The organism is Acinetobacter calcoaceticus ANC 3811, from assembly GCF_000399665.1.
Classification (GTDB): Bacteria; Pseudomonadota; Gammaproteobacteria; order Pseudomonadales; family Moraxellaceae; genus Acinetobacter; species Acinetobacter calcoaceticus_B.
In genome coordinates this window covers 1,655,663-1,669,803 of the sequence record NZ_KB976986.1, presented here as the reverse complement: position 1 = coordinate 1,669,803, position 14,141 = coordinate 1,655,663, and the positions used below count along the sequence as shown (strand labels likewise).

Sequence of the window (14,141 nt, the reverse complement as noted above, 5' to 3'; positions counted from 1 at the left end):
AAATTGAACATTGTAATAAGAGGCACATCAGTATTGAATAAAAACACAAACTTAAAACCTCATTCATTTGAATTATATTATTAAGTTGATTTAAACTTTTTAGCACTCAGGTAGGAGTTCTCTTGGATGGCAAGGATGACCATTGCATTACATAAAAAACTTGAAGGAACTTGTGAAGTAAAAGTGCTTGTTGGTTTAGTCAACCATTTTTTAGATCATGCAAATTTTTTTGGAATCGAGCGCCGAGAGCTATTATTACAGAGTACTCTCACAGAAGAGCAACTAAGTGATTCAAATCAATGTATTCCACTTTACTACTTTGAGAGGATTATTGCTTATACATATAGTATTTGTAATGACCCAACGATTGCTTTAAGTTTTTTTAAAAAGATGGATTCTACAGCTTATGGAGTTTTAGGACATCTAGTCCCTTTATCTTCTAGTTTGTATAAAGCGATTGAGACATTAAAAGAGTTTCAACCATTAATCGGATGTATTGGAGATATTTCTCTCCAAATTGAGTCAGAAGCTATCTACTGGAAATGGAAATGTAGATCAACTGATCCAGTATTTAGTAGATGTGCTAATGAATATAATTTGTCATGGTGGTTGAGTCTAATTCGTTTAGTTCGAAATGAAGAATACTGCATTCTTAAAGCAGTACATTTCGCACATAGTTTGGCGAAACCTGAATTACAGAATTATTATGATGAGTTTTTTGGGTGCCCAGTCTATTTCAATCAAAAAGAAACTGCTTTGGTATTGTCACCAAAATCTTTAAATATGGCATTGAAGACTGAAAATGCGGGATTATATGATAGCGTGCGATTATTCGCTTCAAAATTATTAGAACAACAACGGGGCGAGCAAACCTTTATTCAACAGACTAAAGCAAAAATCTATTTATTGCTTCACTATGATCGTTTGTCTCGTGAAAATGTTGCAGAGCTGTTAGGCATAAATGTCAGAACATTGAGTCGGAAGCTTCAGCTTGAAGAGAGCTCTTACAGCAAGTTACTTGATGAAGTTCGAATTGAATTAGCTGAAAATTTTTTAGAAAACTATCAGCATTCAATTTTATTTATTTCAAAATCTTTAGGTTTTTATACAAGTCATTCCTTTATTTCTTGGTTTAAATTACAAACAAATTTGACTCCGAATCAATATCGTAAGAGTTTGAAAAGAAAGGCTATCGAAGATTAATAAGAAATTGAGGGGAATTTTTAATCTTATGTCCTATATTAGAGGTTAAATGACCCAGAAGCGTTATTTTTTACTTAGTAGTTAATAATAAGATTTATATCAACTTTATATGAATGATCGAAATTCTATTTAAGGTTTAATGAGCAATTTACTTTGTTCTAATTTTTAGTGTAGCTATGAAATTAAGCAAAATATATTTTTGATTTATAAGGATATTTTAAAAACAGAGTGTTCGAAAATTAATTTCTTATCGTAAAAATATGCTTAATTTGAGTAATGAAGGGAATCAATATGGAAGTAAAGCAAATATATAAACAGACTATAGGTCTAGTTTTACTTGGATTTTTAGTCTCAGGTTGTGGAAATGACAAGGACACTGTTTCAAGCAATCTACCGGAAATAGGTGATTCATGTCCAACCATAATGGATGAGAAGCTCTTTGCTGACGTGGATACTTTAGAAAAATTTGTTCAAGTTGGCCCTGATTTAGCTCAATTACGTTCAACAGGTAGTCTTGCACATAAGCAATTGGTGGACTGGATTGAACTTGAAGCAAAAAAAATACCAAATATGCAAGTACGATCGGATAGTTATGAAATTCAGCGTTGGCAACCGATGATTGTGGCTGAAAATGGCAAAGGACGTAGTTTATCTCGTTCAGGTCAGTTATCTGTTAATGGTAAAGATATAGCAATTGCTGGTGCTGTTCCTTATTCATTAGGTACAACATTGACTGGAAATAATGGACAATTGGTCTTTCTTGCAAGTAATCAAGCCATCACGGAAGAACATCGAGGTAAAATTATTGTACGTGAAATTCCAACTGTGCAAGATCCTGTGTATGTAAATCAGGTTGCACCCCCTTATGCATTTTTATTTCAGTTTGCAAAATATCTAAGCCCATCTCTTAATGATCTTAAAACACAGAGATACGATAAGCCTTTTTTAGCAGGCGAATTAATGAATAAGGACTTAATCGCAGCTGGAAAGGTGGGTGCGGCGGGTGTGATTCTTGGTTTTGATGTTCCTAGAGATCAAATCAAAGATTATTTCGATCCGCATAATGGGTTACATTATCGACTTCCTGCAGTGTTTTTAGGTGCAGATGAATTTGCCGAGGTAAAAGCTTTAGCGACAAGTAATTCACAAGCAAAAATTGTAGTTCAGGCAGAAAGAGACACAACAACTACTCGAAATTTGATTGCAACATTACCAGGGTTAAGTCATGAAAAAATTGTATTTGTCGCGAACACGGATGGTAATACGTGGGTACAAGAAAATGGTGTGAGTGGGTTACTTGCGTTAGCCCAATATTTTGCAAAGTTACCGTTAAAATGCCGACAAAAAACATATGAATTTGCATTTAATACTGGTCATTTGCATATGTCTAAAGAAGGAACTTTTAGATATATGGAAGAACTCAATGAAGAATATAAAGACGGTAAAGTGAGTTTTGTTTTTGCAGTAGAGCACTTGGGAACACGTGAAATAGTAGCAAAACCAAGAAAAGATTTGGGTTGGGGGAGAACATTAGAGTTTTCAGGTAGAGCAGAGCCTCAGGCTTGGTTTGTAGCTGAAGATCATCTTTTGATGCAAAAAGTCGCAATTGAAGCTGCTCAAAGACATAAGCTACCTGCGGTACTGATTTCGACTGGGCAAGATATGCCAAATATTCAACGTTCCCCAAAACAATGTGATTTTGGTGGTATTGGAAACGCATCACATCAGAACTTAATTCCAACTATGGCGACTATTTCTGGTCCATGGTCCCTTTGGGCACCATCGTTTGGTCGAGATGCGATTGATTTTAGTTTGATGCGTAAGCAGTTATTAGCAATTGGTGATTCAGTTTTAGCTTTACAAAATCATACCAAAGCTGAAATTGATGGTCCTTATACGGAATGGAGAGTCGCTAGTAATCAAGGAAAATTAGTCTGTTCACATTCAATAAACAGTGGTGTAGAAGATGCACCAAACACAGCGAACTAATATTGAAAAGGATCCATAGCGATTGTTTTTATAAATTAGTTAGGCTTTGATGCATAAAATTATCCTACAGGCTTATTCAACCTTTTAATTATTTTAATGAATAAGCCTGTATCTAAAATCTATAGTAAGAGTTCGCCATGATTGATGACTGATTTTTAGTGCGATAAAAATAAAGAGGCTTCGGCTTCTTTATTTAGCTTTTATAAATTTTATCTGGTTCATGTAATCAAATAACTTTGAAACAGAAATTCAATGTCAATATTTGAATAAGCTGCAAAATATATATTCTTAACTTTATGGAAATATACTGACTTTAAAGGATAATGCTCTTAAACAGCTATCAAAGAAAAATGAATTGAGATAGTCTTAACCCGCTTTTTAAGCTTATGACTATGCAATAGTTGGAATAGAGATATTTGAATAATGAAGAATAATTTTATATTTTTTTTGATGTTATTGAATCCATTTTCTGCCACTTCAGCAATGGAAATTCCATTAACATTTGATAAAAGCTTACTCCCTATGTCAAACGTAACTATAAATGGTGTAAGTGGCGAGTTTATGATTGATACAGGTTCATTAACTCCTTTTCATTTTTCAAAAGAGTTTATCGCCAAGACTCCTGGTGTTAAAGTGACCGGTGAGAAAGAACGTAGTATGGACCTATCTGGCAGAATATACACGAATGATAAGTTTCTAATCGATAAAGCAATGATAAATGGTATGCCATTTAATTACGTTGAAGGGGTGTCTCTTACTCCATGGGGGTTGGTGTTAGAGAATGGAGAAAAACCTGACAGCATGGTGATCGGGTTAAAATTATTTAAGGATAAAGTTATTCTCATTGATTATGAAAAGAAAAAATTATCAGTTGTTGAAAATATAAGTCAATTAAAAACAGATTTAAGTCAATGGATATCATTACCTCTTGTTGTTAATGAAGAAGGTGTAACTATTGAGATAAAAAATGGCAATGAAAAGTACAAGATGAATTTGGATACGGGAGCAACACTATCTTTATTTTGGAAGGAAAGAATAAAAACGGATTACGATGCGATTTCTTGTGAAGAGGTCATGAGTAATCTAGATCAAAATAATTGCAATGCAATGAAAGTGTTAGTCAATGGGGCTGAAAATAAATTAATAATTAATACTATGCTAGTCGATGGTGATTTTAAGCATATGAATGTCGATGGAGTAATCGGTAATAATTTTATTCGGAATCATAAAATTCTAATTGATTTCCCTAATAATAAGTTATTTATTAAACCTTAATTTTCTATTTTTCGACCAAACTAATTCCCGACCTCCGTTGTAAAAATTCGCACATTATGAAGCTGTGATAACAGATGATTGAATAATCGGATCGCTTTATTTGCATCCGTTAATAGCAATCGCTGGAAGTTTTGAGTTATTGAAAAAAAGAGTAGTACAGCATCGGAATATAAGACCAATAAGTAGTCATTAGTGAGGGTGCTTTTGTACAAAAGAATAGAAAAAACAGCAAGCATCACTTACTGAAGTGTAATTTTAATCTGGTTAATATTTATATAACATAGCTAAAAAATCACAAGGATATCAGCTAATGAAGTTCCTAAAAATTCTAAGTTTTAGTGCTATTTTTACGTTATCCGCACATACTTATGCGACAGTGGGTGGTGGACAAAAAATTGAAGTATTGGGTTATCAGGAAAAAGAGAAGAAACTTTATGTGTTAAGACATTATGAAGATGGTCGAGGACGTTTACCACAATTATATTATTATCTGTTAAATAGTAAATCACCCGATAAACTTATTGAAGTTCGATCTCTATATATCAATCCAAAAACCCATAAGATTGATTATGATCAAGATAGTAGTGAATTTAATAAGGCTATAAAAAAAATTAAAAAGAATTTAACCCCTTTGATCGTAAGTAATAGTAAGACTGTAAAAATTCAAAGATTAAAAAGTCATCAGAATCAAATATCAGCTTGGTCTGATCCTTCAGAAAAGATGACACAATATAAAACTGAATATGTTGTAAAATCGCCGTCTTTACGAAGTAAGACCCATATTGCGGTTCATTACACCAAAGCAATAAAAATTTCCCAAAATTATAGATTGCCTAAACAAAATAAGAGGTTAGTTGTCGTTAAATATCTGGGGGTTCCAGAAGAAACTGGTTATGATGTTGAAGATCCTGTTTTACTACTACCTATGAAAAAATAAATTTAAGAGTAAATTCTTTTCTTGGTTCAAATCGGCAATATACACAACATCTGTGTATATTCAGCTCAAGACTTATCTGCACTAGACTGTTTTCGATTTATGCCCCTTTATAAACCCCAATTTAACAATAACTCACTCATTATTTATCCTTACTTTTTAATGATCTAATTTAAAACAAATGTCATTTCTTGAGCTTGACTGCAAGAGGGTTGGGCACTATCCTCTGTCTGCTGGCCTACATTGCCAGTCGGTTTTGACGGACCGTTTCTCAGAGCATTAAAAGAGCTTTCTTTTAGTGTTTAGCCCCCTCGTGCCCCCCTCTAAGGTGGAACGGGAGGGGGGACACCCTTTGGGTGTGCTGGCCTCTGAGACCAGTCCGTCAACCCCTCTTTCGTTCTGCCACCATAATTTAAAATGTCTGGCAGAACTCCCAATAAAAAGGAGTTGGCTTTGCACATCCATTATTTCTTGGCAACCTTTGCCAAAAGCTATAACGACACAGCTTAAAAAATAAAGAAGCTTGACGACCTTTAGGGTTTTCAGGCTTTAAGTCATTACGGCTCAAAAAAACTTGCATCAACAATAAAACTTGAGATGTGCCACGCACAGTCTTTACGGCTTTGCTATGCCTTTTTTTCTCCCAAAAAAGTATCTCATTTAGAAACAACAAGAATTTTTATAACGGTAAAATTATGCCAAAGTTAGTTCTTCCAACACGTGCTATTCAAGTTATTAATACGGCGATTGATTTATTTCATCATCGCGGATTTCATGTTGTTGGAATCGACCGAATTGTGAAAGAGTGTGAAATTCCCAAAGCGACTTTTTATAACTACTTTCACTCTAAGGAAAGGTTTGTTGAAATCTGTTTGATTGTGCAAAAAGAACGTTTGAAAGAAAAAGTGGTTTCAATTGCTGAGTATGACTGTAACACCAATGTGGTTGATAAGCTTAAGAAACTCTATTTCTTCCATACAGATTTAGAAGGGCTGTACTATCTATTATTTAAAGCAATTTTTGAAACGAAACTGACCTATTCAAAAGCCTATCAAGTCGCAATTAAATATAGAACTTGGCTAATCAATGAAATTTATAGCCAGCTTATAAAACTAAAAAACGATGCGACTTTTCAGGATGCCAAGCTATTTTTATACATGATTGAGGGCGCAATTATTCAGCATTTAAGTTCGGGTCAGGCAGATGATAGGGAAAGCCACTGGAATATGATTTCTAATTGCTTATTTTGATGCAGTGTTCAACCACACAATTATGAGTACTGTAGAGCAAGATAAAAGTATTATTCAGGAGTTGTGTGGCAATAAAATATATGAACTGAATTGTGATAGTTTTATGATGTTATTACATGATTAGCCTCATAAGCTTCAAGTTATAAGATTGGTAATGTGTAATGCATATTGAAAATATTATTCGAAAACTAGATTTAGTGACTTTAAAGATATTTCAGACTGTCTGTGATGAGAAATCTTTGAGCAAGGCCGCTGAAAAAAATATGATTGCACTTTCTGCTGCAAGTAAACGATTGACTGATTTGGAGCATTTGATTGGAACCAAACTGTTTATTCGTGATGGTAAAGGCATGCAAATTACACCTGCTGGTGAAAGCCTGCTTTATCATTGCAGAACCATTTTAGACTCGGTTTATAAAGCTTCGGTTGAGTTAGAAGAATACAAAATAGGTATTAAAGGTTTTGTACGATTACAGGCAAATTTATCAACTATCATTCAGTTTTTACCCGAAAGTCTGCATCCTTTTATTATTGAAAATCCTCAAATTAAGATTGAACTTGAAGAGCGCCCAAGTATTGAAATTATTCAAAATGTAAGTAATAAAATTGCCGATTTAGGCATCTGCGTTGCTGAGAATTTGTCCGAAGATCTGGATTATTATCATTATCGCAGCGATCGATTAGTCGTAGTCATACAGAACCAGCAATATTTAAGTGCACAGAAAATCATTTCCTTTGAAGATGCATTAGATTATGACTTTATTGGTTTGCATACTCAAAGTGCGATTAACCGGATTTTACAGCAAAAGTCTGAAGCTTTAGGAAAGCAACTCAAACTCAGGATATTGGTGACAAGTTTTGATGCTGTTTGCCGTATGGTACAAGCTGGTATGGGTATAGGAATTTTGCCTCATAAGGTTTTTGAAATCTTTGGTAAACCCTTGGGGCTGGCAAGTGTAGAGTTAACCGATGATTGGGCAAAAAGAGACTTATATCTTGTGTCCAAGCATGATGAGTTTTTAAATCCAGTAACTTTACTTTTAAAACAATATTTTATGCATCCGCATAAAGAAATTATATCTGAATGACTTTTATAGGTTTCGCAAACCACGAAGGCTTGTTGATCTTTTAAGAATTGTATTACTACTCATTGCGCCATAAATTTAATCCTATCGGAAGTAGATATAATATGGATTGTTATGAGTCTAGCCCTTGAAAAAATAAAAGTCCTAGAAATAGGAACGCTAATTGCAGCACCTTTTGCAACACGAATTCTTGCTGAGTTCGGTGCTGAAGTTATAAAAATTGAACCTATTGGCAAAGGTGATCCACTTCGTAAATGGCGTAAGTTACATCACGGAACATCTTTGTGGTGGTATTTACAGTCACGTAATAAGAAATCTTTAGCGCTTAATCTTAAGTCACCAGAAGCAATTGCATTAATCAAAAAGATGATTGTCGACACCGACATTCTGGTCGAAAACATGCGTCCCGGTGCGCTTGAAAAATTAGGTCTAGATTGGGAAACCTTAAAATCAATTAACCCTAAACTGACTTTCGTTCGCATTTCTGGTTATGGACAATCTGGCCCTTATAAAGACAAACCGGGCTTTGGTGCAATTGGTGAGGCAATGGGCGGAATCCGTTATACCACGGGTTCCCAAGATTCTGCGCCTGCACGAGTTGGGGTGAGTTTGGGTGACTCACTTGCCTCATTACATGCGGTGATTGGCGCTTTAATGTCGATTGTAAATATTAAAACGAATAACGGTAACGGACAGATTGTTGACGTCTCACTTGCAGAGAGTGTCTTCAATATTATGGAAAGTGTTGTCCCAGAATACGACTTGCATGGCTTTATTCGGGAGCGTTCTGGAGGTTCGTTACCGGGTATTGCACCTTCAAATACCTATCGAACGAAGGACAATGCTTTTGTGGTAATTGCTGGAAACAGTGATCCAATTTTTAAACGCTTGATGCATGTGATTGGTCGTGAAGATTTGGCAAATCGACCTGAGTTTGAACACAACGATGGGCGGGCGCAACAAAGTGATTTGCTAGATGCTGCAATTGAATCATGGAGTCGACAGCATTCAATTGATGAAGTCTTGCAACAGCTTGAACAGGCTGAGGTTCCATCAGGGCGAATTTATTCTGTAGCAGATATGGTCAATGATCCGCACTTTAATGCACGTGATATGTTGCTTTCAACCGAATTACCTGATGGTCAGGTGGTAAAAATGCCGGGTATTGTTCCGAAGCTTTCTGAAACACCGGGGCAGGTCAAATGGCGTGGTCCTGAGTTGGGCGAGCATACCGAATCTGTTTTAAAACAATATGGTTATCAAGCTGAAGATATTGAAAGTCTGCGTGTATCAGGAGTAGTGCAATGACAGCATTTGCCGACTTACTTGTCGTACAAGAAGTCTCTCCACGAGATGGTTTGCAAATTGAGCCGACTTGGGTGCCCACGACAAAGAAAATTGATTTAATTAATCAGTTGTCGACAATGGGTTTCTCTCGAATTGAAGCAGGGTCTTTTGTCTCTCCAAAAGCGATTCCGAACCTGCGAGATGGGGAGGAGGTTTTTACTGGAATTACACGCCATAAAGATATTATTTATGTTGGACTAATTCCAAATTTAAAAGGCGCGCTTCGGGCAGTTGAAGCCAATGCAAATGAGTTGAATCTTGTCCTCTCTGCTAGCCAAACCCACAACCTTGCCAATATGCGTATGACAAAGACTCAATCGTTTGCAGGATTTACCGAAATTGTGGAACAGCTACAGGGTAAAACACAGTTTAACGGAACTGTTGCAACAACTTTTGGCTGTCCATTTGAGGGAAAGATCAGTGAAAAAGAAGTGTTTAGCTTAGTTGAGCACTATCTAAAACTGGGTATTGATAATATTACACTGGCGGATACCACTGGCATGGCGAACCCAGTGCAAGTGAAAAGAATTGTCTCTCACGTTTTATCGTTAATTTCGCCTGAGCAACTGACCTTACACTTTCATAATACACGTGGATTGGGGCTAACTAATGTTCTTGCAGCTTATGAGGCAGGAGCAAGACGGTTTGATGCTGCATTGGGAGGTTTAGGTGGATGTCCGTTTGCACCAGGGGCTTCTGGAAATATTTGTACTGAAGATTTGGTCAATATGTGTGAAGAAGTTGGAATACCGACCACTATTGATTTAGATGCTCTCATTCAACTTTCGAGAACGCTACCAGCACTTTTAGGGCATGACACGCCAAGCCAACTTGCAAAGGCGGGGCGAAATACTGACTTGCATCCGATACCGGATTACATCAAATCACTTAATTAAGATACGTCATTCAAGATAGTTGGAAATAAGACGATATTCGTATCGTCTTCGGTCAACTCGTCTTTAAAATCTTGAGAGGACGTGTCTTGAGGCTCATTTTCAGGAGAAAATAAATGAGTTTAAAGCAAAGCATGGAATTATCGGCTGAAGCAATTGCCGAAAAGCAATTAATAAAAAAAGTAGCATGGAAAATCATGCCATTAATAATGGTGTGTTACTTATTTGCCTTTTTTGATCGTATCAATATTAGTTTTGCCAAGTTTCAGTTACAAGCTGATCTATCCCTAAGTAATACAGCTTATGGCCTCGGTGCCAGTTTGTTTGTAATTGGTTATGTAATATTTGAAGTACCCAGTAATTTATTGCTACATAAATTTGGTGCGAGAAAATGGATTGCGCGCATCATGGTTTCTTGGGGTGTTGCAACTGCCTTAATGGTTTTTGTGACTACCGAATGGCAATTTTACGTATTACGTTTCTTGATTGGTGCAATGGAGGCTGGCTTTGCTCCGGGTGTGCTGTATTACATGACCCTTTGGTTTCCCCAAACTTATCGTGGTCGAATTATTTCATTATTCTTCCTTGCTTCTGCTTTTTCAGGCATCTTCGGAGGGCCAATTTCAGGCGTGTTGTTGTCATCACTTGATGGTGTGATGAACATGCGCGGATGGCATTGGTTATTTTTACTCGGTGGCCTACCTTGCGTTTTACTGGGTCTTTGTGTTCTTACTTATTTAAAAGATCGTATTGATGATGCGCAATGGCTATCATCCTCAGAAAAAGTTCATTTGAAAAGCTTGGTTGAGCCAAAACAACCAGAAACTGCTTCTCATTCATTATGGGCTGCCATTAAAACACCAGGATTATTAATTTTAGGCGTTATCTATTTTCTGATTCAGATTGCATCTTATGGTCTAAATTTCTGGGGACCACAGTTAATAAAAAGCTCAGGAATTGATGATACTCAAGTGATTGGTTTTCTTAGTGCAATTCCATATCTTATGGGAGCAATTACGATGGTAATTGTTGGGCGATTAGCAGATAAATCTGGGGAACGTTTAAAATTTACTGCCGGTTTACTCTCTTTAGGTGCTATTGGTTTCTTTACCGCAGGTTTCTTTGATGCGAATCCAGTTGTAGTCGTCATTTCGCTTGCGTTATTAGGGGCTGGTATTGTTGCTGCAATTCCTTCTTTTTGGAATTTACCACCCAAAGTTTTGGTCGGGGCAGGAGCAGGGGCTGCGGGTGGCACAGCACTCATTAATACATTAGGGCAAATGGGGGGAATTGTTAGTCCTATTATGGTTGGCCATATTAAAGACATAACAGGTAGCACAACACCCGCACTCTATATTATTGCAAGCTTATGTGTTGTGTGTATTGCACTATTGATATGGGCAACGCCAAAACGATTAAAAGAGAAAGGCTAAGTATTTCACTCATGCCAAAGTCGTCTGGTTGGCTGTGGCATGAGTGTGAACTAACTCTAAGAAATAAAGATATTGGGTTAAAAATCTGAAAATTTATTTAATTCGATACCACGTTTGGTTTCGGCCAATTGCAGAGATACCAATGTATCCGCGAGCAATAAGTTTTTCACCATCTGGTGATACGGTTACACTAAATTTATAAGTCTTATCTGACTGTGGGTCGAGGATAGATCCTTTGTCATATTTATTTTGACCCACACTTTTTAAATTTTTGACAATGGTTAAACCAATTAAAGATTTGTTTTTGTAGGTACCTTCACACATCGTACATTTGTTGGCTTCCTTTGGAACAAGTATTTTTTCGATGTTCGCAGACAGATTGCCATTTTTATCTTCGCTAAATCTTACCAGTGCTCTTGGTTGATTGGTTGCATCATCAATTGTTTTCCAAACACTGCCATGTAGTTTGTCCGAAGCAAATGAATGAATCGAATAAAAGCTAAGTAAAAGTAAGAGTAAATATTTTTTCATATTAATCATTTCTCAAATTAAAAATGGATGGTTTTAAAGGTCTGAATTATTCATTTTAAATTTAACTTCACAGTTTTCTTAGTATTGAATCTATAAGCTAAACAATATGTAAAGTTATAATCTATTTGTATTGATATTATTTTGATCAATTTATTTATGCAATTGCGAGAATGGACAGAATGATTCAATTTTTAAAAATTGCTGTTGAGGGAATATTTATTGTGAGGTAGCAACGTAGCTTAGACAGGCTTTTTCTTATTCATGAAAAATACAGTTTAAAATGATATTTCTGTTCGTTAATCAATTTTTTAAACTCTATTTTTTGATATATTTTCTATATTCTAATGGGTTCATATTTAAGATCTTTGTAAAAGCTTTTCTAAAGGCGGTGTCCTCACTGTAACCACATTTCTGCGCTATTGTTTTAATAGATAAACTATTGTTCTCTAATAAATAACATGCTTTCTCAATTCTAAAACGAGTCATTAAATCTTTAGGACTTTCATTCGTTAATTTCTTAACTTTTCTATAAAGCGTTCTTTCGCTTATATTTAATTTTTCTGCTAATTCTTCAAGTGAAATATTAGGATTAGTATATTTAACAGACTCTTCAATTCTCATTAGCAAAGGATCAATTGAACTCGTAAAACCTTCAGGCACATAGATTTGCTGAGATACGGGCTGCGCTCCTGCAACTGCTAAATCTGAGGTTGCTTTGGTGACTTCTGGACCTGCAAATTGATTAATAATATAAAGTACGAGTTCAATCCAAGATAGCGGACCGCCAGTCGTAATAATATTTTTATCTTTTTCTAAGGTTTTGCCCCAACTTAATTTTCCATTTGGAAATCTTTTTTGAAAGGTATGATACAACCACCATGTGGTGGCATAGCTTTTCCTATTTAATAAGCCTGCATCTCCAAGTACAAAGGTTCCCGCACAAACACCACATATGATTGTTTTTTTGAGATTTTCATTTTGAAGCCATTCTAATACGGCTTTATATTCTGAAGGAATAATAGGAGTTTGCTCATCGCTAAGCATCATTCCTGGCACAATAATTAAATCACTATTTATTGCTTGTTCTATAGAGAGATTTACATCTATCATTTTATTTTGTGCATTTGGGACAGGCTTACCATCAATGCTTACAAGGTTAACTTTAAACTCATTAATTTCACTTAAGTTTTTTAAATTTAATAAGTTTTTGATTTTTATAATATTGTTTGCAATCCAGAAAATATCATTAATTCCAGCTATGGCTGAATAAATACAAAACTGAGGCACATAAATTAAGATTTTCATAAGTTGAGCTTACATAGTTTGGCTGATTTTGCATGAATGTTGTCTTATAAGACATCTATCCCATAATTTCAAACCTACTATACTTTTAAAAAGTTGAATAGTTATTGGAATGAATGATCATGAAAAATAATAAAGTTAAAAGTTTAACTTCCTCTTTAATGCTATCTGCGTTAACGCTATCTCCATTTGTAATTCAAAGTGCTCATGCAGCAGTTAAAAATATTGTTTTAGTACATGGAGCTTTTGCTGATGGATCTAGTTGGAATGCAGTTTCTAGTCGATTGCAATCGCTTGGATACCATGTTACTTCCGTTCAAAACCCATTAACTTCTTTAGATGCTGATGTTGAGGCTACAAGACGAGTTTTAGAAAGACAAAAAGGTAATGTCCTTCTTGTTGGTCATTCTTGGGGTGGTGTGGTTGTAACAGAAGCAGGTAATGCAGCAAATGTGAAAGGTATTGTTTATTTATCAGCGCTCGTACCAGATAGTAATGAATCGGCATCTGATTTACTCACCAGATTAAAATCCCCAATGGAAGGAATGGAACCAGATAAAAATGGCCTAATTTGGTTAGATGGTTTTAAAAATTTTCAACAGGTAATGGCCAATGATATGTCGGAAAAGCAAGCTAAATTACTTGCATCTGTTCAACAGCCTATCTCTGCTAAAGCATTCACCCAAAAAATTTCTGAAGCTGCGTGGCGTGTAAAACCTACATGGTATGTCATTACAACTCATGATAATGCATTGTGTCCGCGAACACAGGAATTGATTACTAAACAAACTCACTCAAATGTAATGCGGATCAACTCTAGTCATTTATCTCTGATTTCTCATCCAGAGCAAGTCTCTAAACTTATTGATAAAGCTGCTAAAAGCTTTAAATAGTAACTA

Annotated in this window: 12 protein-coding genes; 10 read left to right on the top strand and 2 right to left on the bottom strand. The window is 35.7% G+C overall.

Features of this window, described 5'->3' with window-relative positions:
- Positions 1–135: 135 nt before the first annotated feature.
- The 9 genes from F935_RS09125 (at position 136) to F935_RS09080 (ending at position 11,409) form a co-directional block, all read left to right on the top strand.
- The gene (locus F935_RS09125; RefSeq protein WP_035366503.1) at positions 136–1,203 is read left to right on the top strand and encodes an AraC family transcriptional regulator; all 1,068 of its coding nucleotides are present in this window, start codon (positions 136–138) and stop codon (positions 1,201–1,203) included.
- Between the two features lie 291 nt (positions 1,204–1,494).
- Positions 1,495–3,192, top strand: a complete 1,698-nt coding sequence (locus tag F935_RS09120) for a hypothetical protein (protein ID WP_016138663.1) — start codon at positions 1,495–1,497, stop codon at positions 3,190–3,192.
- 423 nt (positions 3,193–3,615) lie between these two features.
- On the top strand, positions 3,616–4,467 hold the full coding sequence (locus tag F935_RS09115) for a hypothetical protein (protein ID WP_016138662.1): 852 nt from the start codon (positions 3,616–3,618) through the stop codon (positions 4,465–4,467).
- A gap of 310 nt (positions 4,468–4,777) precedes the next feature.
- Positions 4,778–5,404, top strand: coding sequence for a hypothetical protein (locus F935_RS09110; RefSeq protein WP_016138661.1), 627 nt, complete (start codon positions 4,778–4,780; stop codon positions 5,402–5,404).
- 692 nt (positions 5,405–6,096) lie between these two features.
- Positions 6,097–6,651, top strand: a complete 555-nt coding sequence (locus tag F935_RS09100) for a TetR/AcrR family transcriptional regulator (RefSeq protein ID WP_016138660.1) — start codon at positions 6,097–6,099, stop codon at positions 6,649–6,651.
- Positions 6,652–6,812: 161 nt separating this feature from the next.
- The gene (locus F935_RS09095) at positions 6,813–7,739 is read left to right on the top strand and encodes a LysR family transcriptional regulator (protein WP_016138659.1); all 927 of its coding nucleotides are present in this window, start codon (positions 6,813–6,815) and stop codon (positions 7,737–7,739) included.
- 111 nt (positions 7,740–7,850) lie between these two features.
- Positions 7,851–9,044, top strand: coding sequence for a CaiB/BaiF CoA transferase family protein (locus F935_RS09090; RefSeq protein ID WP_013198374.1), 1,194 nt, complete (start codon positions 7,851–7,853; stop codon positions 9,042–9,044).
- A complete protein-coding gene (locus tag F935_RS09085) occupies positions 9,041–9,979 on the top strand; it encodes a hydroxymethylglutaryl-CoA lyase (protein WP_016138658.1) in 939 nt (312 codons plus the stop codon). The genes F935_RS09090 and F935_RS09085 overlap by 4 nt, the downstream gene beginning before the upstream one ends.
- A 113-nt stretch (positions 9,980–10,092) precedes the next feature.
- Positions 10,093–11,409 carry an MFS transporter gene (locus F935_RS09080; RefSeq protein WP_016138657.1) on the top strand — a complete coding sequence of 439 codons (1,317 nt, stop codon included), beginning with the start codon at positions 10,093–10,095 and terminating at the stop codon, positions 11,407–11,409.
- A gap of 93 nt (positions 11,410–11,502) precedes the next feature.
- Here the strand turns inward: F935_RS09080 and F935_RS09075 are convergent, their stop codons facing one another.
- Both F935_RS09075 and F935_RS09070 read right to left on the bottom strand, forming a co-directional pair.
- Entirely contained in the window at positions 11,503–11,940 is a 438-nt protein-coding gene (locus F935_RS09075) for a DUF2147 domain-containing protein (RefSeq protein WP_016138656.1), read from the bottom strand.
- A 315-nt stretch (positions 11,941–12,255) separates the two neighbouring features.
- Positions 12,256–13,245 carry a GlxA family transcriptional regulator gene (locus F935_RS09070; RefSeq protein WP_016138655.1) on the bottom strand — a complete coding sequence of 330 codons (990 nt, stop codon included), beginning with the start codon at positions 13,243–13,245 and terminating at the stop codon, positions 12,256–12,258.
- Positions 13,246–13,364: 119 nt separating this feature from the next.
- On the opposite strand from F935_RS09070, the gene F935_RS09065 reads away from it, so the two are divergent.
- Positions 13,365–14,135, top strand: coding sequence for an alpha/beta hydrolase (locus F935_RS09065; RefSeq protein ID WP_016138654.1), 771 nt, complete (start codon positions 13,365–13,367; stop codon positions 14,133–14,135).
- The last annotated feature ends 6 nt before the right edge of the window (positions 14,136–14,141 follow it).

Excerpts from the sequence above, each read along its gene's own strand:
- F935_RS09125 (WP_035366503.1), top strand. The coding sequence starts at position 136 with ATGACCATTGCATTACATAAAAAACTTGAAGGAACTTGTGAAGTAAAA.
- F935_RS09120 (WP_016138663.1), top strand. The coding sequence starts at position 1,495 with ATGGAAGTAAAGCAAATATATAAACAGACTATAGGTCTAGTTTTACTT.
- F935_RS09115 (WP_016138662.1), top strand. The coding sequence starts at position 3,616 with ATGAAGAATAATTTTATATTTTTTTTGATGTTATTGAATCCATTTTCT.
- F935_RS09110 (WP_016138661.1), top strand. The coding sequence starts at position 4,778 with ATGAAGTTCCTAAAAATTCTAAGTTTTAGTGCTATTTTTACGTTATCC.
- F935_RS09100 (WP_016138660.1), top strand. The coding sequence starts at position 6,097 with ATGCCAAAGTTAGTTCTTCCAACACGTGCTATTCAAGTTATTAATACG.
- F935_RS09095 (WP_016138659.1), top strand. The coding sequence starts at position 6,813 with ATGCATATTGAAAATATTATTCGAAAACTAGATTTAGTGACTTTAAAG.
- F935_RS09090 (WP_013198374.1), top strand. The coding sequence starts at position 7,851 with ATGAGTCTAGCCCTTGAAAAAATAAAAGTCCTAGAAATAGGAACGCTA.
- F935_RS09085 (WP_016138658.1), top strand. The coding sequence starts at position 9,041 with ATGACAGCATTTGCCGACTTACTTGTCGTACAAGAAGTCTCTCCACGA.
- F935_RS09080 (WP_016138657.1), top strand. The coding sequence starts at position 10,093 with ATGAGTTTAAAGCAAAGCATGGAATTATCGGCTGAAGCAATTGCCGAA.
- F935_RS09075 (WP_016138656.1), bottom strand. The coding sequence starts at position 11,940 with ATGAAAAAATATTTACTCTTACTTTTACTTAGCTTTTATTCGATTCAT.
- F935_RS09070 (WP_016138655.1), bottom strand. The coding sequence starts at position 13,245 with ATGAAAATCTTAATTTATGTGCCTCAGTTTTGTATTTATTCAGCCATA.
- F935_RS09065 (WP_016138654.1), top strand. The coding sequence starts at position 13,365 with ATGAAAAATAATAAAGTTAAAAGTTTAACTTCCTCTTTAATGCTATCT.